Genomic DNA, 20458 nt, shown 5'->3' with positions numbered 1-20458 from the left:
ATATGAGCGCTTTAGATAAGAAAAATGAGAAAAAAGTAACTGTTTGACATGTAACTCCTAAAGGCGATGTTTGACAAGTTAAAGGCTCAGGCGCCCTTCGTGCCACTAAAATTTTTAATACTCAAAAAGAAGCAATTGATTATGCTAATGAATTATCAAAAAGAAACAGTGGTTCAGTTTTAATTCATAGAACAACCGGCGAAGTTAGAGCCAGCATCAATAATAAAAATAAAGCAAAATCAAAATAGAGTTTTTGACTAAAAGCACTATAAAACAGCAATAAAAAAACAAAGAGACACTTTTGGTGTCTCTTTATTTTTTAACTCGTTTGATAACTAGTCTACCAATTATGTTGATTAAAAGTATTGAAAAGCAGCTTAGTCATACATATGAAAGAGCAACTCTAGGTCTATATAATCTTGTGTCTAGATACCTGCTTATATTTCTTCCTATGTGTAACTCTTGACTTGCTAAAACATAATAAGTGATTGAATTTCTGAAAATAAGCTCAAAGTAGAAAATTGTCATTGAAAGAAAGTCTACTTTTATTGCAGGAAGGACATATTTAAGAAAAATTTGATTATTGGTATAACCTTGCATCCGCATATTATTAATTGCTTCAATGTCTAAATTATCAACAACCTCAGTTAATTGCTTCGATTTAGAACACATTTGGTGAATTCCAACAACTATCATTAATAACGTTATAGGGCTAGGAAAAATATTAAAAAATGTATAAAACAAAACTGTTGTTGGGATTAATCTTACTAAAACATTTAATGAGCGTGCTGTTGCAGCAACATATAACCTGTTTAGATTTAAAGACTGAAGTCTAATAGCAATGAGTGTCAGAACAATACAAATGAATAGGGAAGCGAAAGAAAATTGTAATGAGTTTCAAATAAGTAATATTGGATTATGATTGACATCAGCACTTTTAAAACTAAAATGTGAAAAGTCAGGGTTAAATATTTGCTCAAAAAACTTTTTAGTTGCATCTAAGTTATGAATTTTTATGCGTGTTGTGGCAAATGTTGTGATTGAAACAACTGCAAAAAGCATAAAAATCAAAACAATTATTGCTCTGCGGACGTTGATTTTTTTAGAAAGTCTATTGTAATATGAAATTTTGTCTTCATTTTTTTTAGGCAAAATAACTTTTGTTCTAGCTTCAAATAAAAACCGCTTGAAAACATAATTAAGTACTTCTAATAGTAAAACAAATACCATTAGCACTAAAAGTGGAATACCTAATTCATTGAAGTATGTAATGTTGTGTGATGCATAGTAAATTAACTTACCAATACCAGGAAGAGTAAGAGCACCTAAAATTGATGCTCATCTCATGTTGGATTCGAATGAAAAGATAAACAATGCAATTATTCTGTTTTTAACTCTTGGATAAATTTCTTTAAAAAAAGCTTTTGTTTTTGAGTTACCTTGCATAAGAGAAATTTTATAAGCTTCTAAATCAACAGAAACAAGTAATTCTTCATAATACTTATGCAACCATAGTCATGTAAATCATATGTAAACTAACAGTAAGCTTAGCTCGTTTTGAATGCTAAGAATAAAGATCTGAATAAAGACTAATTCTGGAATAGAACGCAAAATTAGCATAATGACAAACACTAAAAAAGCGCTGTATTTATTTGTTGGTGTAGCAAAAGAGAAATAAGCGGTAACTAGTGCCATCACAAAGCCAATGAAAGTTCCTGTAAGTGCTAACTTAATAGTTACTCAAAGCACCTTCATTGTTTCAAGCAACAAGTTTTCAAACTTACCATCGAACCTTCCGGTTCTTTCAGTATATTTATTTCCAAAAGAAAATAAACGTTTTAATTTCTCGCCAACATCATGCAAGTTAGAAAATTTGATTCTGCCAGATAAGGCATAAACGGAATATATGCAAATTGCCAAAATGGCTATAAACAAGATGTGAAAGTAAATTGGATGTAACTTTCAGCTTGTTGACGTATTTGATTTTTTATTTACATATCTGTATTTAAAAAATGTTGATTCTTTAACTAAATCTTTGTTTCAATTATTGAATTGAGTTCTCATTGCTCAACATCTTTAGTTTTTTTATCAAATACAATTGTCTTGTTTTTAATAGCAATAACTCTGTCAAAATTTTCTTTGACTAAACTTAAGTCATGAATGTTAACAATAATAGTTTTTCCTTGATTAGCTATTTCTCTTAGCAGTGATAAAACTTCTAAACTAGTTAGTCTATCAAGGTTTGAAGTAGGCTCATCAGCTAAAATTAAGTCTACATTTTTAACTAATAATTTAGCAATTTCAACTCTTTGTTGTTGCCCACCACTAAGATCGCTAACTTTGTAAAATGCTTTATCTAAAATTCCTAATTCATCTAGCTTAGTGAATATATTAATTTTTTGCTCTTTAGTAATTATGCTAAACAATTTATAAAATCAATTTTTGTATTGAGAAATTGATCTAGTTATATTGTTATAAACATTTTCAGTATTTATCAAATTGGGCTTTTGTGTTAAAAAGCCAATTCTTGACATAATACTTTTCTTTTGCTTTTTGTAAGATATTTTTTTATTCTTACAGCATTGCTTTTTCGCTAGTTCTCTTGCAGGACTTTGCTCATTATTTTTATAAGCAAAAGTTCAACATGAAATATGTTCATTCTCTATATTTTTGTGTGCTTCATCAGACTTATTTTCTATTAAATTACTGTCTTTTTTGTCTGTTTTATAGATGTTTTGGCCAAAAAGTCTAACACTGCCCTTTGATATTTCAAGGGCATTAACTATAACCTTAAAAAGTGTACTTTTGCCTACACCACTTGGCCCGATTATAGCTATAAACTCGCCTTTATCAACATCTAAATTTAGATCTTCAAGTATGTAGTCGCTTTTCTTATTATACTTAGCGTAAATTCCTTTTAATTCAATAACTTTAGACATTATTTCGCGCTAGGACTAACAACTGATAATTTATCAAAGTCTTGTTTTGATTCAGCACGAACTTGGAACTTAGTTAGTGTTTCTAACAATTCCATGTTTATTGGTTGGAATTTGTTGTAACCTGTGTAAATACCGTATTGGTTTTCTTCTAATGATAATGATTGTAATGCTTTAGAAATCAAGTTAACTTGTGTTTGTGATAAACCTGTTCTACCTAAAACCATATCATATGGTGCTGGGTTAGTTAAAGTTAGCACTCTAACAACATCATTTTCAGCATCTTCATATGATTTTCCTTCTTTGAAATTAGTTGGTTTAAATTGACCGGCATTGTCACCTGTTTTTTCTGAAAATGTTCAGTTGTATTCACCTTCATCGCCAAAGCTAATGTGTGGTGTCAATTTCTTATTGGTATCTTTGTCTTGGGTTTCTTTTCCTAAAGAATCGCCAGCACTTTTACCTCTAACAACATAGTCTTGATTTTCTTGTAAGAACTTGTTAATTTCTGCTAAATCTTTGCCAAAGTGACGTGCTAAAAGAGCTGCTTGATATTTGTATTTACCAGCACTAGAAGTTTTCTTGTAACTTATTACATGTTTGTAGAAATCTTCTCATTTCTTTTCTTCTCATGCTTTAACTATTGCATCTCTAGTTGCTTTATTACCTGAGATATAGATAGCTCCATGATAAACATAAGTAACTTTGTCTTTTTTGTAGAAGTTAGTGTATTTTGAACCATCAAAATGAAGTTTTTTGCCTTCGCCAGTTACTTCAGATCATTCTGGATATTCTTTGCCAATTTCTTTAGTTCATTTGATGTTGTTTTGATCTGCATGAACACGTAATTTGTCTTTTGAAGAACCGTCAACATACACATCATTATCACCAGCACCTCATGTGAATTGCAATGTACTTGCTTGTGAAACTATTTTAGGTGCAAATTCAGGATTGAATTTGCCATCTTTTCATAGTTCATTTACATATTCAGTATAGTTTGCAATGTATAAGTCATTTTCTTTGTTGTCAGCTGTTAACTTAGTGTAGTATGATCCATCACCATCTACTTTAATAACAAATTTAACTTCAGGCAAATCTTTGGTTTTAGAATCTTTATTTTTAAGCTCATTAAATCTTTTGCTTAACAATTCTAAAAAATCAGTTTCTAATTTTGTACCTTGAAAACCTTTATTAACTCAACCATTTGTTATTGATATTGTTGAATCTCATTTAGAAACAATATCTTCTATTTTTTCATTAGCAGCAGCTTCATTAGCTGCATTATTTTGATATGGCGATCCACCACCACATCTAGCAGCTACTAAAGGTGTTGCAGCTAAAAATGCAAAACCACCTAACTTAGCTAATAAATTTATTTTCTTCATATAAAAATCTCCTTAAATACAGGGAGATTTTTCGAATATACATTCGTTTATGTGCTACGCTAGCATTACCTAGATCAGCTTATAGGTATATTCTCAGCCATTATAGATTAATAATTCAGGCACCCTGTATATAAATATTTTAATATAAATTTAGAATTTAAATACAAATGGCAAAAATATGAAAAATAAAATAATGGCAAAAATTTCTTTTTATGCCTGTTTTATAGGCATATTTGCATAAACTAAGCATTCTGTCTTAAAATTAAGCAACAAAAAGCAAAACAACAGCCTTTTGTTTTTCTTAACGTCTTTAAAACAGGCATAAAAGATGAAAATATATTCACTAAAATGATAAAAAATGCGGCATTTTGCTATAATTAGAGAAAACATATATTTTTTTATTTAGTTGAGATTAAATCGAGGAGCAACAACATTATGAAAAGACTTAATTGTACTTATGAATTTAAACAAGATAGTAAATTCCCTTGATTATTGAAACACCCTAAAGTAAAAAAAGGCCTAGCAAAGTTTAAAACACGTGAAGATGCTTTGAATTGGTATATGCTCTTAGATTATGAAACAGCAGTTTGATTCCAAGACAATCAAAGAATTTTCGCTGGTCAATTAACAATTGATTATGAAGATGGCGAATGATACTACTACATCAAAACTAAAGACTTTGACGGTGAAGCAACTTATGATGGTGTTTGCCATGAATTAGGAATAAATCCATACAATTACAAGCGTGATAGAGACGCCGAAATTAAAAAGGGCAAGAAAATGATTGAAGGCGAGGATTTTATTTTAATCTCAGATCCTGCTACATACTTCCCATTAAACTTGGAAATTTCAAAAAGAAAACGTAAAGATTTAGTTGACATTGAACACATCAAAGTACAATACGAAACCAAAATTTTATCATTGCAAGAGCAAATAAATTCTACAGATGAACATATGTCTGAAGAGCTAAAGCAATCTAGAGAAGAATTAGCTAAAAAAGAATTAGAGCTTAAAGAAATATCAAACAAAATTAACTTACTAAAACAAAATACATTAGCTCGTCAAGAAGTTAAATATGTGCAATTTATAGAATTAAAAGGTTCTGATATTTTTGGTGCTACAGCCCTTTATAATGAAAAAATTAAAAAAGTTATAGAAGGTTTAAATAGCAAGAAAATAAGCTGAGAAGACTTTAATAGAATTAAGAAAAGCTTTAGTGACTTCGATAGCTCAATTGCCTATAAAAAAGCTAGAATGAGCGATAAAGGACTAAGATTAATTACTATATTGCATGATGAATTTAAAACAATTTCTATTGAGTTGCTTTCAAAACTAGAACCAAGCGAAGAATTGGATGATTCATATGCTAACAGAGCATTTTATAAAGGTGCTGAAAGTAAATTAATTTCAGTAAGCTGAGAATTGTCATTTGTTTTAGTTGAATTTATGCACGTAGGCTTTGTGCCTGTAAGTGAATACACTTATTCAATTCCATATTTAGTTGAGCGTTCAAAATACTTAGTTACTTTAATTGATGCAGGCGACAATAATAAAATTGTTACTTTCCAACCAGGATTAGAGCAAACTAGTGAAATTGAATTAGCAGACGATAAAGAAGATGTTGTTGAAACTAAGAGTGTTGAATTCAAAAAAGAAGCTAGCGAAAGCAAGGAAGTTAAGAATCCAACATTAATTTACTATGAACTAGCTAAGCCTGAAGCAGTGCAAGAGCCAATGCAAACTGTTGCTACTGAAGAAAAAGCAGAAGCAGAAGTTATGCCTGCTGAAGCTGCTGAAACTAAAGAAGCTACAATTATTCAATATAGCTTAGTTAAAGAAGATTCTCAAGAAGCAAAAAAAGAAGCTGCACCAGTAGCAATGATGGCTGAGCCTATGCCTACTGAAGAAGTTAAAGAACCAGAAATGGCTGCTCAACCTGCTATGATGGAAGAAGCAATGCCAGTTGATGAGGCGCCTTTAGCAGTTGAAAATCAACCATACTTCTATGAAGATCGTGTTGCTCCAAGTGTTGCTATAGAAGATTACACCCTTCCAGCAGAAGAACAAATATTAGTACAAGAAGAATCTAAAGAAAAAGGCACAGTTGCTAAAAAGAATGTTTTATTCATTGCTGCTGTAACATTATTAGTTTTATTAATAATAGCAATAATAACTATTTCAATTTTAGGTATTGTCCACTTAACAACTGATGTTAAAATCTTCAAAAGCTTATAAACATTAGCAAATAAACAATAATTTTAATAATTGTTGTTTTTTGTATTTCTTTTTTCAAAATAAATAAGTATTATTAATAATACTTAAATTTATATGTAGGAAATTTGGGAAATATGAATAATAATGACAAAAATATGGCTAGCATCATAAATCACCTAAAAGCAACTGGTTTCGTGTTTCAAGGCAGTGAAATTTATGGCGGATTAGCTAATACCTGAGACTATGGGCCACTTGGTTCGCTTTTAAAAGAAAATATCAAGGATTTGTGAAAAAAAGAATTTATATATAGTGAGCACAATAACTTCCTAATCGATTCTAAAATATTAATGAATCCTAAGGTATGAGTAACTTCAGGACACGTTTCTAATTTTAATGACCCTTTAATTGAAAATAAAATTAATGGCAAAAGATATAGGGCTGACAAAATTATTCAAGAAATTGATTCAACATTAAATCCTGAAGCAATGAGTTTTGCACAAATGCATGAATATTTAGTTAAAAATGTAAATGAATATGACAATTCTAAATGCTCTTGAAGTGAAATACGTAAGTTTAACTTAATGTTTGAAACAAAACAAGGAATTATTGAGGGCGAGAAGAGCTTAATTTACTTAAGACCTGAAACTGCTCAAGGTATTTTTGTCAATTTTAAAAATGTTTTAAGAAGCACTAGAGCAAAACTTCCAATCGGCATTGGCCAAGTAGGCAAAAGTTTTAGAAATGAAGTAACACCAGGCAATTTTATTTTTAGAACTAGAGAATTTGAACAAATGGAGCTAGAAGTCTTTCATGATCCAAAAGATTCAGAATCAATCTTTGACAAATACTTAAATAAGTGCAAAACTTTTGCAAACCTAGTTGGAATTAAGGATGAAAATATCAGAATTAGAGCCCATGAGCAAGATGAATTAAGCCATTATTCAAGTGCTACAAGTGATATTGAATACTTGTTCCCTTTTGGCTGAGGTGAATTACTCGGGGTTGCTAACAGAACAGATTTTGACCTAAAAGCACATATGCAAGCTACTGGTGAAAGTTTAGAATACTTCGATCCTTTATCTAATGCAAAATTGATTCCTTATGTTATCGAACCATCTATGGGTTTAGACAGATTAATGCTTGCTTTATTAATTGATTCATATGATGAGGAGTTAGTTTCAGAAAATGACACTAGAGTTGTTTTAAAAATGCCAAATTCAGTTGCGCCATATAAATTTGCAATTTTACCTTTAGTTAAAAAACTAAATGAAAAAGCTGAAGAAATCTATAAGCAACTACTTAAATTTAATATTCCAATCACTTATGATGATGCCGGTTCAATTGGCAAAAGATACAGACGTCAAGATTCAATTGGTACACCTTATTGCATCACAATTGATTACGATTCATTAAATGATGAATGCATAACTATTAGAAATAGAGACAGCATGTCTCAAGAAAGAATTAGCATTTCCAACTTATATGAATTTGCCCAAAAAACTTTTAAATAAGCCCTATAAGTAAAATAATTAAGAAAGGACAATACACAACAATGTCAAGAGTTTCAAATGAAATTGCCACCAATATTATTGCATCAAATGACATTGTTGATGTTCTTAGAGACTTTATTGAATTAAGAAAAAAAGGGCAATCTTACGTTGCTCTTTGTCCTTTTCATAACGACACAAATCCATCAATGAGTATTGACACACGTAGACAGATATTTAAATGTTTTGTGTGCAATACTGGTGGCAATGCGCTTACTTTTTTAAAACTTTTTAAAAAATGAAGCTACATTGAATCATTAAAATATTTAGCTAACAAAGCTGGTATTGACTTTGACTTTTCTGAAAACACATATGAAAGTGATAGCCAAAATAAATTAAGTCAAACTGATATTAAGGTTTATGAAGCACTTGATAAAGCAAATTCATTTTATAAATCCGAACTTATTAAGTCAAATAACCCTATAATTCAGGCATTTTTAAAAAAACGTAACTTAAGTTACAATGACTGCAACAAATATGACATTGGCTATGCACCTGTGATGCGTTTTAAAGAAGTTTTTGCTGCTGAAATAGAAAATGAAATAAGCATTTTGTCAAATGCTTCACTAATTTCACTTAATACTAAAGAAGAGTTTTTCAAAAACAGAATTACTTTTGGTATCAGAAATGAACAAAATCAAATAGTTGGTTTTAGTGCAAGAGCCTTAGATGATTCTAAGCCAAAATACATAAATAGTTCGGACAATAATTATTTTAAAAAATCAAGCATTTTGTATAACTTAAACAATGTTTATCAAGAAAACAATTTTAACCAAATTGTCATTACAGAAGGCTTTTTCGACGTTATTGCTCTAAATAAATGCAACATTAATGAAGCAGTTTGCTTAATGGGAACAGCCTTAACAATAGAACATGTTTATAAGTTGCAAAAATTTAAAAAAATAATTTTATTTTTAGATGGCGATAATGCAGGGCAAGAGTCAACTTTTAAAACTATTAAAACGCTATTGCAAAATAATTACACTAACATTTATGTTGTAAAAAGCAATAGTAAACTTGACCCTGATGAGCTACTAAATACCTATGGTGCCGATTCTGTTAAAAGTTTAATTAACGATGCAGGTTTATACATATATTTTGTATATGATTACTTGCGCTTAAAATTTGGTCTTTATGACGGTTTTAACATAATCAATGTTAATGAAATGCAGTTTCAAAAATTTGGTACCGAATTTTATCCTTTTTGAGCATACTTGTCGCAAAATGCTGCATCAGTTTTTAATGAAAAATTAAAAAAAGAATACAATAGAGATATTAACTTTATAATCGACAAAGGCAAAAGTTTTAATAATGATTTTGACACTTTCAATAATGTAAATTTAAATAATTATGATGAATCTTATGAATTTAATGATTCGTTTTACTACGATGATATTGTAGATAGTCAAAGTTTTAGTGAGCTGCCAAATTTTAGCAGCCCTAAGCTTTATAAGCCTGTAAAACAGGAACATAAGCAAAATTGAATTGAAAAAATGTTGCTAATTTTGCTTCACTATCCTAATTTACAAGAATTTTTTTACAAAAATTATTCTAAGGAGCCATTTGAATCAATTGAGCTTAATTCAAGTGCCTTAGAATTTAACAAGGATCTTAAAGTCATTTACAAAAAGTTAATTAATCACATAAAAATTGATGAATATGAAGCGAAAAACATAATTAAAAAATTTACCGAAGAAGGTAAAGACTTATTTATAAGCAAATTAAATTTTGATAGTAAGGACATAGCGCAATTAGAAAATGATTTTGCAGAAATTTATAAAAGAGCTAGGGATGATGATCTAAAAAGATACAACCACTATATTGTTAATGATCTAGGGGCTAATGGGTCAGGTATATTTACAAATGACAAAATAGTGAAGGAAATTTTAGAAAAACAAAGGCAAAACAAATTAAAAATGGATGATGAGGAGCAGAATGAGTAAAAAAAGTGAACTAAAGGCGACAGTTAAATTAATAAAGTCACACCTTAAAAATTTAGGCAAAAGTACTTTAACTCAAGAAGAAGTTTATGAGTACTTAGATTCAATTAAAGTAGAAGTTCCTGATGATGATATGGACATTATGTTAGAACTTCTTTTAGAAGAAAATATTCTTGCAGATGACTTTGACGATGGTGATGCTTCATTTGTTAATAGTGATGACATCATGGATGAAGTTGATGCCGAAAAGTCTATGAATAAGCTTGATGAATCAAAAGGATATGATGACGGCTTAGATAACAAAATGCAAGTTAAATCTAGCGATACTGAAGATTTAGAAGACGATTCAGAGTATTCAAAATTAATTGGCAACTACAGCGATAATTCGTATGATTCATATGAAGAAGAGTCTGAAGACTTTATGCTAATGGATGATGATTATCATGACTCAAGTTATGATGAAGATGATGAAGAAGACGAAATAACCTATAAAACAGGCGATAATGACCAAAATGCTACTAAAGGTAAAAGAGGTAGAAAACCTAAAAATAAACTTAGTTTAGATACTCTGGAGTTAGAAGATTTCTCAGCTGAAGAAATTGACCTTAGTGCTAATTTATCAGTTAAAAAAGAAGACCTTAAAAATAAGCTTACTGAAACAAATGACATTGTTAAGTGATACATGCGTTGAATTGGTAAATATGGTAAATTATTACAACCTGAAGAAGAATTTGAGCTAGCTACTGAAATGGATAAAGGTGGTTTTAGAGGCAAAAGAGCTAGAGATAAGCTAATTAAAAGAAACTTGCGTTTAGTTATTAATAATGCCAAAAAATACAAAAACAGAGGCTTAAGCTTTATTGACTTAATTTCTGAAGGTAACTCGGGAATTATTAAGGCTGTACAAAAGTACAATGTAAATAAAGGTTTTAAGTTTTCAACCTATGCAACTTGATGAATCCGTCAAGCAATTACTAGAGCTGTAGCTGATCAGTCTAGAACTGTCCGTGTGCCTGTTCATATGGTGGAAACAATTAACAAAATAACAAAAATTGAGCGTGAGTTACAACAAGAAAATGGTGTTGATCCAACTGATGAAGAAATTGCGCAAAGATATGGCAATGATTTTACTGCTGAAAAGGTTAGACACATTAGAAAAATTAATATCGACCCTATTTCTTTAGATAAGCAAATAGGAAAAGAAAATGACTCATCATTTAGTGACTTTGTTAAAGATGAAAGTGTTGTAAACCCTGTTGATTACGCTTCTCATGAAGAGTTAGTTGAAACTTTAAATGCAATATTAAAAGACACACTTGATGCAGATGAATATGAATTAATTTGCAAAAGATATGGCGTTGGTTTTGATAATAACGGTGAAAAATACAAAGTGTTTTCATTAGAAGAACTTGCTTTAGAAAGAAATGTTTCTAAAGAAAGAATTAGACAAATTGAAAACAAAATTTTAAGAAAACTTAAGAGTAGCCCTGAAAGAAGCAGATACTTAAAAGTGTTCATGGAATAGAGTAAATGCAAATAAGAAAAATTACGAATTACCTTATAAAACAGTATCCTTTGGAAAATAAGGAAGAATGAGATCCTGCTGGCTGATCACTAAAATTTAATCTTAGTGAGAAACTAAGTGGCATCATAATTGCACTTGATTTAACTTCCCAAGTATTAAAAAAAGCACTACACTCAAATTCAAATTTAATTATTACCCATCATCCATTTAAGTTTTATAAAACCTGAGAAGAAGAGTTCATATATGCTCCTTATAAAAAGCAGATTTTACAAACTCTTAAACAAAAACGTATTAATGTTTTATGCCTGCACACTAATTATGACAATCATAAATTTGGCACCAGTTTTCAAATTGCAAAAATGCTTGAATTAGAGCAAAATATAGCCCATTTTGAAAATTCAAACTATCCTATAGCAATTAAAAATGTTAATTTTACATTAAAAGAATTAGTTTTACTTATCAACCAAAAATTAAACCTACATCAAATGCGCACTAATATTGATTTTGAAGATGCAAAGAGTAAAATTATTAAAAATATCGCAATTTTTTCAGGTTCAGGTTCAATAAGTGAAATAAATAAAGTTGATAGTACATATGATTTAATTATCACAAGTGATATTAAATGAAGTGACTGGCTAACATACAAAGAACTTAGCATTCCTTTACTAGAAATAAGCCATTTAGATGAACAAGCATTTATTTATGATATCCATAAGCAATTAAGTAACAATTTTAAAGATGTTGCAATTACATTAGAAGAAATAAAAAGCGAGCCTTATAGAAATTTATAGGCTCTATTTTTTATATTTTTTTGCATATTTACATATTATTTTTTCATATTTAATTTTAAGTATTAAATAAAGTTTAAAATTTTTTTACTATATTAAATTGGAGGACTTATATGAAGATTATTTTAGTGGGAGCAAACCACGCAGGAACTTCATTTATCAGGACAGTTAAAACCGTAAATAAAGATGTTCAAATTACAGCTTATGACAGAAACACAAACGTGTCATTTTTAGGTTGTGGTATAGCAGTTTGAGTAGGTGGTGAATTTAGTCAACCTGACGGTCTATTTTACTCATCTCCTGAAATTTTAAGAGACAAATATGGTGTTGACTTAAAAACTGAACATGAAGTAATTAAAATTAACAAAGACAAGAAAGAAGTAGTTGTTAAGAATCTAAAAACTGGTGAAGAATTTACAGATACTTATGACAAATTAGTATTTGCTGGTGGTACATGACCAATTGAACCTAAGATTCCAGGTATTGAATACAATAATATCGTTCTTTCAAAATTATTCCAACACGCTCAACACTTAGTTGAATTAGCAAATGATGACAAAATTAAAAATGTTGTTGTTGTTGGCGCAGGATACATTGGAATTGAACTTACAGAAGCATTTTGACAAAAAGGCAAAAACGTTACTTTAATTGACAACAACCCTAGAGTTATTGGAAACTACTTTGACCCTGAATTTACAAACATTATGGAAGCTAACATTAAGAGCGAAGGTGTTAAATTAGCTCTTGGCGAAATGGTTAAAGAATTTAAGTCAGCTAATGGTAAAGATGTTTCAGCTGTTGTTACTGACAAAGGCGAACATGCTGCTGATTTAGTAATAATGAGTGTTGGCTTTAGACCAAGAACAGAAATGGTTGATGCTGAAAAATTACCTAATGGCGCTATTAAAGTAAATGACTTCCAACAAATCTTAGGAGATGAAAACATTTATGCAATTGGTGATTCATCTGCTATTAAACACAGTGTAACAGGAAATCATGCACACGTTGCTTTAGCAACAAACGCTGTTAAAACTGGTGTTGTAGCTGCATTACACATTGCAGGATTAAATGTACCATTCCCAGGTGTTGCTGGAACAAATGCTATTAATGTTTTTGGTTGCCACTACACAAGTACAGGATTCACTGAAGAAGCTGCTAGAAGAAATGGACTTACAGATGTAGCTAGTGTATACTTTGAAGACTTTGACCGTCCAGAATTTATGAGTACATCAGAAAAAGTTGCATGTAAGATCGTATATGACACAAAGACACTAAAATTAGTCGGAGCTCAAATTGGTTCATGAGGCAATGCAATCCACACTGAAACAATTTTCATGTTAGCTCTAGCTATCCAAAAAGGATTAACACTTCCTGAAATTGCTCTTACTGACGTTTACTTCTTGCCACACTTCAACAAGCCATTTAACTTCGTTTTAGTTCCTATTTTAAAAGCATTAGGAATCGACTACAAATACTAATAATAGTAATTAACATGACTATAAAGAAGCATCATCTTTATTTGATGTGCTTCTTTTGTTTATTGCCTTATAAGCCTATAAAACAGCCTTGTAAAGTATGTTGCTGCAACTAAAATCTAGTTTCTAGCAGAACTAACTAAAGTCTTCTTTACTTGCACTTTAACTATCATACTTTTACTAAAGTTGTATATTCATTTTACAAAAAACATATTTGTACTATGCTGCCAAAAAGTATAAAATTTACATAATAAGCACTTTTTTTACTTATAAATTTACATGCTTTATTTAAAATTTTATTATTTAACTATATATAGGAATTGTTTATACTATTAGCCATGAATTTAAAAAAAATATTTGAAATGCAAAGAGAATTAGATATAGCAATTATTAATCGTAATGATGTTGATGCTTCAAGTAGCAAAATAAGTCAAGCTGAATTTGATGAAATGAAATTACTTGCAACTTTAGTTGAAACAGCTGAATTTGCTAATGAAGTACAATCATTTAAATACTGAAAAGCTAATAAAACAATCGATCGTGAAAAGGCTTTGGAAGAATTTGCTGATATACTTCATTTCATTGGTTCTTTTGCATACAAATATAATGTTGAGCCTGATATTGAGCCACTAATATTATCTGACAATGTAAACAGACAAATTTGTTTATTATTTAGTACAATCAGTAGCGCAATTAATAATTTAAATAAATATGTTATAGCGCAAATGCTAGCAATTGCCCTCGGAGTTGCTAAACTATTAAATTATTCAGATGATGAAATAATTCACTGATATTATGTAAAAAACAAGAAAAATTACGAAAGAATAAAAGAACGATACTAATTAAAAATAAGGAGCAATTGTGAAAAAATCTTTTAATAAATTTATAGCTTTAAGCCTTCCAGTAGTCACTGCTCCTTTTGTTGCTGCTCAGTGTGTAAGTAATTCAATAGTTAATACTGATGCTAACTATACTGTTAATAGGCATGCTTTTGTAAACGCTGTTCAATACTATGAACATATTGGTAAAGAAGGTATAGATACTTATTATTTCAATAATGACAGAATTCCTTATGTGTCTGTAAAACAGGCTCTTTCGGCTTTAAATGGTGTTGTAAATACCAATTTAATCCAAATGGGTAGTATTTATAATTTCTTACATAGACAAAATTATCAAATTTATAAGGCTAATGGTGCTACATTAAAATTTGATTGAGAAAATGACACAATTGAAATAAGCGACCCTAGAGTTTTTGGCATTTTAAGTGGCAAAAAGACCTTAGGCTTTATGCATAGCTTAACACCGTTGCAATTTAAAAGCAGCTATATTGATGGTAAACCACATAGCATTAAGTTTGACTTAAAAAAATATAACTGAAAAGTTCATGCAGTAAATAAAGACCCTGTAATTCCTTTATTTGTTTTTAACTTGCTATTTTTAAGCCAAAACTACTATAATTTGCGCTTTAATGGCTCAGAATACTATGGTGTTGATATAGACACAATTATTAGAACAACACCAGAAGCATTAAGCGAAATAACTAATAAATTTAAATTTACTCCTGAAACAGCTGCTCAAAGACAAGATGCCTTGCAGTCATTAAGATTTGTTTTTGATAATTTTTATGGACTTGCTGAAGAGAAAAAGTTTGACAAAGTTGGTTTTGAAAGCTGATTGGATCCAAGTATTAAAAAAGACATACTAAATACTAACCCATTAATTTACAACAAAGGCTATTTTAAAGCCTTGCACGGCCAAATTAATGAATTACACACCTCTGTAAGACAATTTAATTACTATACACCGCTAGAGTATTCAGATGGCGAATTTATTAAAAGGCTAGTGGATAAATCACTGCTTGAATATAAAGAAAAAGTTGACCCTAATTTTAAATCAAGATGACTACACGCAAACGAGCTAAGACTTAAATTGAGCAATCTTAGAGATCATGCAGAATTTAATGACACTATTGGCTCAAGACGTTTATTAAAGGTTGGAGAACACAACGGAAGACCTGCAATAATTGAAAGCAACACTCCTGTTGTAAGATTCTTGCCTGATAAAAAAAGCGCTGTTATTACATTAGACAGCTTTAACACAGCATCAATAGAAGAGCTTACTGGCGATCCTGTAAAGCATTATATGGCTGATTCACTTGAATTAATGAAATATGCACTTGATGTGATTGAAAGAAAAGAATTGTCAACAGGCTCTGAAATAAGTAATATTATTTTGGACATTTCTCAAAATGGTGGCGGTAATATTGCAGCGCTATATAGGCTAATTGGTCTAATTAAAGGCAAGCAAGATAGAAAAGCTTATTCATATGCTTATAACACACTTACCAAAACACTAGAAGAATCAGTTTATAGAGCTGAAATACCACAAAAGTATTTAGATAAACACTATAAATGATTCTTACTAACTAGCAATCTAAGTTTTAGTGCTGCTAATGCTTTAGTAGCTTATACAGCAGCTGATAAATTAAGTCCTGCAAGTTCTAAAGTGCAAATAATTGGGCAAAAAACAGGCGGTGGTGCTTGTGCTATTATTCCAATTGTACTTTCGGACGGCACAATGATTGTTGTAAGTTCAAATACCAAAATTGTTACAAAATCAGACGAAAAGCACTTTGTTTCAGTCGAAAACGGTTTTGAAGTGCCTGCTGAAAACCAATTAAATTATGAAGACTTTTATAATGACTATGCTTTAGCTGAGCTGATAGCAAAAAAATAGCCAGGAAATACTCCTTGGCTATTTTTATTTTATTAATTACATTGACTTATTCATTTGTTCAGCTACTTCAGCAGCAAAGTCTGTTTCTTTTTTTTCAATACCTTCGCCTAGACCAAATCTGATTGCTTTAATTAGTCTTAATTTGTGTTCTTTTAGGTATTGTTGAACTGTTTTAGACTCATCCATAATAAGTTTTTGTGCAAGAAGTGTAACTTCAGAAATCTTTTTGTCCACAAAGCCTTTTTTAATGGTCTCTTGGACTTTTTCAGGTTTGTCACTAAAGCCTAATGGTTCTTTAAATTCTGAAGCAAATTTTTCTAATACATTTGCTGGAATATCTTCTGCAAAAATATATTCAGGATTCATTGCACTTAAGTGCATTGCAACGTTTCTAGAAGCTTCAGCATCTGAGCCTTCTGTAAGCATAATTGCACCGATTTTGCCATTAATGTGTACAAATGTTGAAACTGATTGATTTGTGCCTGCATCAATTAAAACAAAACGTCTTAATTCAATTTTTTCACCACATTTAGCACTGTATGATGAAATTACATCAGCTAGTGTCTCATCTGAATTAGCCACTTTAAGTGCTAAAGCTGCTTCAGCACCATTTTCTTTAACTAATTCAAAGTTTGCAACGATTGTTTGTGCAACTGTGTTTGCTAATGCCACAAACTCTTCACCATGAGCCACAAAGTCTGTTTCACAGTTTAATTCAACTAAAACTGCTCTTTCATTATTGCCCGCTTCAACTAAAAGTCCGTCTGCAGAAACTCTATTTGCTTTTGAAGCTGCCTTAATTTTTCCATTTTTCTTTAAAAATGAAATAGCTTCTTCAACGTCTCAATTTGAAGCTTCTAGTGCTTTTTTACAGTCAGACATTCCGGCTGCTGTTCTTTCACGAAGTTCCTTAATTAGAGCCATTTTATCCATAATACTACCTCTTTAGTTGTTATAAAAATACTACAATATTATTTTATTTGAATTATTCAGCAACTTCAGTGCTTGTTGTAGTTTTTTCTACAGTTTTAACACCTTCAGCACTATTTTGTTCAAAACTTCTTCTTTGGTTCATAAATCTAGGATTTAGAGTCTTGTCAGTTTTGAACTCAGGCAATATAACTTTGTCATCGCCTTGGTAAGCAAATTTAGCTTTTCCGCCACGAGCTGTAGCAATAGCATCAGCTAGAATTGTCATAATTAAAGTAATACTTTTAGCTGAATCATCATTTGCAGGAATACCAAAGTCAACAGCATCAGGGTTTGAGTTTGAGTCTAAAATACCAATAACTTTAACACCTTTACTTCTAGCTTCTTTAACTGCTATAGCATCAACATTAGGGTCAGCTACAATCATGAATGAAGGAAGACTTTGCATTTTTCTTATACCATCAAGGTTTTTGTGCAATTTGTCTAATTCTTTTTGTTTAATAAGACCTTCTTTTTTGGTGTAGCCTTGGAATTTCTTAGCTGCTTGAGCTTCTAATTCTTCCATTACTTTAACTCTTTTGAAAATTGTAGAAGCATTTGTTAATGTACCACCTAGTCATCTTTCTGATACATAGAAACTGCCAGTTCTTAAAGCATTATCTTTAATTGTGTCTTTAGCTTGTTTTTTAGTACCAACAAAAATAAATGTTGTTCTAGGGTTTTTTGCAACAAATTTATTCAAAATATTGTAAGCAAATTCTAAACGTTGTAATGTAACATTTGTGTTAATCATGTGCATTCCACGTTTTGATTGAGGGTATAGAAATTCCTTCATTTTAGGATTTCACATACTCTTTTTGTGACCAAAATATGTACCAGCTTCTAATAATTTTTCTCTAGAAACAATAGTAGGTTTAACTTCCTTTGAAGCTTTTGAATCATCAGCTTTTTCAGCCATATTATTTTCAGCTGTTGTAGCTTGTTCAACTTTTAAGTTTTCGTTTTCCATAAAATAAAATTCCTTTAGTTTGTTATATCTTCCTATTACTTCTAACGCCTAGCACCCTTTCTCCAGGCACACCCAAGCGAATCCATAATAGTGTAATAATTTGATATCAAATTTAATTAAAAATTCTTTTTAATTATAAAGTAAAATGAAAAAAATAAGCCAATTTTCACTAAAAACTTGGACATTATTTTTATTCCTTAGTAACAGATTCACTTACATCAAAAATTTGCTTAATTCTTTCTTCAAATTCACTTGATTTAGCAACGTGATAATTTACTATTTCAATGTTGTCAAATGCTTTGATTAGTTGATTGTGTGAATTTTGTTTTCATACTAATCCATCAGAAATTAAAATGAAATAGTTACCGGTTTTGAGTAGTTCGTTTTTTCTGTTTATATAGCTCTCTATTATTTCATTTGGCTTTGAGCCTCCTGTTTCGAAATAATTTAATTCAATATTTAATGCTTTCCCATTTTTAACTAATACAATATCAGCTATTTTATTATGTAATCCATCAGCGAACTTTAAGTTGTCGTTTTCTATGTCTTTAAACCTAACTTGCTTATAGAAAGTTAAATTGTATTTTGATGCTACTTATATTATTAATTTTTCACACAGTACCTTAAAATTTTGGCCACTTCTATTTTTTCGACCATGTGTATCTAAACCGACCAATGTCCCTGTTAAATAGTCTATTACATTTCTTTTAAAATGTCAGTAAACAAATTTTTTAGTCCTGTTTTTTTAAAAAAGTTAAGATATTTTTCTATTTCATCAAAAGACAACTTATCCTGAGCTACAAAAAATTCTATGTCATTGACAACTTGATTCTCATTGTCAAATATTTCTAACTTTGTGTGCCTGTTTAATAAATGTTCTCTATCCTGCTTTGATAATGCTAATAAAAATGGGAAAGTCTGCACAACAGATGGGAGCTTTGATAGTAAGGCGATAAAACTGTCGTCAAAATTATTGGTCTTAGATATTAATGAATTTAAAGCATTAAATTCTACTTCTAATTGTTCTGGCAATTTAACATTTTGCCAATTTACAAAATAAGCGTAGTCTTTGTTTGTTGGTAATAATGTTTCAACAAAGTAATCAATTTTATTACTCATTAACTTCCTTTATATAATTTGTAATTATAACTTCTTCCCCTACTCTTTTGCTTGCATCAGAATTAATTAATCTTTTTGCCTTTATAACAGTAATATTGTAGTCTCTGTATAAATCCCTAATTAATTCAGTGTTATGATTTGTAAGCATTAGATAACAACCTTTTTTATCTAATTCTTTAAATACTTTAGCCAATCTTTTATGATCATCTAAAGTAAAGCCATCTTTTGTATATGAAGTAAATGTACTGTCATTAAGTGGTGCATATGGACTGTCAAAAAATACAAAATCGCCTTTTGATGCAGTTTGAACTGTTATTTCGAAGTCCGCATTTGTTATAACTTTGTTTTGTAGTCATTCGCATGCTTTTAAAATATTACCTTTATCAAATGATTTTATATTTTCTTTATTATTAAAAGGTACATTAAACAATCCTTTTGAATTCACTCGATATAGACCATTAAAGCAGCGCTTATTTAGGTAAATAAATAGTGCAGCATGTAAAACATCATATTCACTATTTTTAATCTTTTGATTAAAAAGATTTCGACATTTATAATAATCGCTTTTAGAAGTGAATTTATTATCTAATTCACTCAGCACATCAATTAATTCATTTGGATTATCTTTGACTATTTTATAGGTATGAATTAAACTTTTGTTAATGTCATTTATATAACTAACTTGGTTGAGTTTGAGTGAAAATAATAGAGCACCAGCGCCAACAAAAGGCTCATAATAATTATTAAATTTAGATGGAATTTTGTTTAAAATTTCATCTAATAATTGGCGTTTTCCGCCTGCTCATTTTACAAAAGGACTCGGAATAATTGGTGATGACATACATTAATTTTAC

Annotated in this window: 16 protein-coding genes, 1 pseudogene and 1 riboswitch; of the genes and pseudogenes, 9 read left to right on the top strand and 8 right to left on the bottom strand. The window is 30.1% G+C overall.

Features of this window, described 5'->3' with window-relative positions:
• Positions 1–2: 2 nt before the first annotated feature.
• Positions 3–248, top strand: coding sequence for a DUF2188 domain-containing protein (locus MAGB_RS03620; protein ID WP_004024428.1), 246 nt, complete (start codon positions 3–5; stop codon positions 246–248).
• Between the two features lie 64 nt (positions 249–312).
• Here MAGB_RS03620 and MAGB_RS03615 read toward each other — a convergent pair whose 3' ends face one another.
• The 3 genes from MAGB_RS03615 to cypl are packed head-to-tail and all read right to left on the bottom strand — an operon-like array spanning position 313 to position 4321.
• Positions 313–2064 (bottom strand): ABC transporter permease subunit, encoded by a 1752-nt coding sequence (locus MAGB_RS03615; RefSeq protein ID WP_004024427.1) that lies wholly within the window; start codon positions 2062–2064, stop codon positions 313–315.
• On the bottom strand, positions 2028–2939 hold the full coding sequence (locus MAGB_RS03610; RefSeq protein ID WP_004024426.1) for an ATP-binding cassette domain-containing protein: 912 nt from the start codon (positions 2937–2939) through the stop codon (positions 2028–2030). The genes MAGB_RS03615 and MAGB_RS03610 overlap by 37 nt, the downstream gene beginning before the upstream one ends.
• Positions 2939–4321 carry an ABC transporter thiamine pyrophosphate-binding lipoprotein p37/Cypl gene (gene cypl, locus MAGB_RS03605; protein ID WP_004024425.1) on the bottom strand — a complete coding sequence of 461 codons (1383 nt, stop codon included), beginning with the start codon at positions 4319–4321 and terminating at the stop codon, positions 2939–2941. Before cypl ends, MAGB_RS03610 begins: the two co-directional genes overlap by 1 nt.
• A 35-nt stretch (positions 4322–4356) precedes the next feature.
• Positions 4357–4458, bottom strand: a riboswitch (TPP riboswitch).
• Positions 4459–4756: 298 nt separating this feature from the next.
• On the opposite strand from cypl, the gene MAGB_RS03600 reads away from it, so the two are divergent.
• The 8 genes from MAGB_RS03600 to MAGB_RS03565 all read left to right on the top strand — a co-directional run bounded on the left by MAGB_RS03600 (position 4757) and on the right by MAGB_RS03565 (position 16546).
• Positions 4757–6556, top strand: a complete 1800-nt coding sequence (locus tag MAGB_RS03600; protein WP_004024424.1) for an MAG3090 family protein — start codon at positions 4757–4759, stop codon at positions 6554–6556.
• A 113-nt stretch (positions 6557–6669) separates the two neighbouring features.
• Positions 6670–8046 (top strand): glycine--tRNA ligase, encoded by a 1377-nt coding sequence (locus tag MAGB_RS03595; protein ID WP_004024423.1) that lies wholly within the window; start codon positions 6670–6672, stop codon positions 8044–8046.
• Between the two features lie 41 nt (positions 8047–8087).
• On the top strand, positions 8088–10025 hold the full coding sequence (gene dnaG / locus MAGB_RS03590) for a DNA primase (RefSeq protein ID WP_004024422.1): 1938 nt from the start codon (positions 8088–8090) through the stop codon (positions 10023–10025).
• The gene (locus MAGB_RS03585; protein WP_004024421.1) at positions 10018–11547 is read left to right on the top strand and encodes an RNA polymerase sigma factor; all 1530 of its coding nucleotides are present in this window, start codon (positions 10018–10020) and stop codon (positions 11545–11547) included. Before dnaG ends, MAGB_RS03585 begins: the two co-directional genes overlap by 8 nt.
• 5 nt (positions 11548–11552) lie before the next feature.
• A complete protein-coding gene (locus tag MAGB_RS03580; RefSeq protein ID WP_004024420.1) occupies positions 11553–12338 on the top strand; it encodes a Nif3-like dinuclear metal center hexameric protein in 786 nt (261 codons plus the stop codon).
• Between the two features lie 110 nt (positions 12339–12448).
• The gene (locus MAGB_RS03575; protein WP_004024419.1) at positions 12449–13813 is read left to right on the top strand and encodes an FAD-dependent oxidoreductase; all 1365 of its coding nucleotides are present in this window, start codon (positions 12449–12451) and stop codon (positions 13811–13813) included.
• Positions 13814–14148: 335 nt separating this feature from the next.
• Positions 14149–14652 (top strand): dUTP diphosphatase, encoded by a 504-nt coding sequence (locus MAGB_RS03570; RefSeq protein ID WP_004024418.1) that lies wholly within the window; start codon positions 14149–14151, stop codon positions 14650–14652.
• A gap of 19 nt (positions 14653–14671) precedes the next feature.
• Positions 14672–16546: a S41 family peptidase gene (locus MAGB_RS03565; RefSeq protein WP_004024417.1), complete on the top strand. Its 1875-nt coding sequence runs from the start codon at positions 14672–14674 to the stop codon at positions 16544–16546.
• Between the two features lie 36 nt (positions 16547–16582).
• Here MAGB_RS03565 and tsf read toward each other — a convergent pair whose 3' ends face one another.
• The 5 genes and pseudogenes from tsf to MAGB_RS03545 all read right to left on the bottom strand — a co-directional run bounded on the left by tsf (position 16583) and on the right by MAGB_RS03545 (position 20445).
• On the bottom strand, positions 16583–17479 hold the full coding sequence (tsf, locus tag MAGB_RS03560; RefSeq protein WP_004024416.1) for a translation elongation factor Ts: 897 nt from the start codon (positions 17477–17479) through the stop codon (positions 16583–16585).
• Between the two features lie 52 nt (positions 17480–17531).
• The gene (gene rpsB / locus MAGB_RS03555) at positions 17532–18485 is read right to left on the bottom strand and encodes a 30S ribosomal protein S2 (protein WP_004024415.1); all 954 of its coding nucleotides are present in this window, start codon (positions 18483–18485) and stop codon (positions 17532–17534) included.
• Positions 18486–18675: 190 nt separating this feature from the next.
• Positions 18676–19161: pseudogene (locus MAGB_RS04605) on the bottom strand (DpnII family type II restriction endonuclease).
• 20 nt (positions 19162–19181) lie between these two features.
• Positions 19182–19604 (bottom strand): DpnII family type II restriction endonuclease, encoded by a 423-nt coding sequence (locus MAGB_RS04555; protein WP_268869544.1) that lies wholly within the window; start codon positions 19602–19604, stop codon positions 19182–19184.
• Positions 19597–20445, bottom strand: coding sequence for a DNA adenine methylase (locus MAGB_RS03545; protein WP_004024414.1), 849 nt, complete (start codon positions 20443–20445; stop codon positions 19597–19599). The genes MAGB_RS04555 and MAGB_RS03545 overlap by 8 nt, the downstream gene beginning before the upstream one ends.
• Positions 20446–20458: the final 13 nt, after the last annotated feature.

Source organism: Mycoplasmopsis agalactiae 14628 (assembly GCF_000266865.1).
Taxonomy (GTDB): Bacteria; Bacillota_I; Bacilli_A; order Mycoplasmatales; family Metamycoplasmataceae; genus Mycoplasmopsis; species Mycoplasmopsis agalactiae_A.
This window is presented reverse-complemented; position numbering and strand designations above follow the sequence as displayed.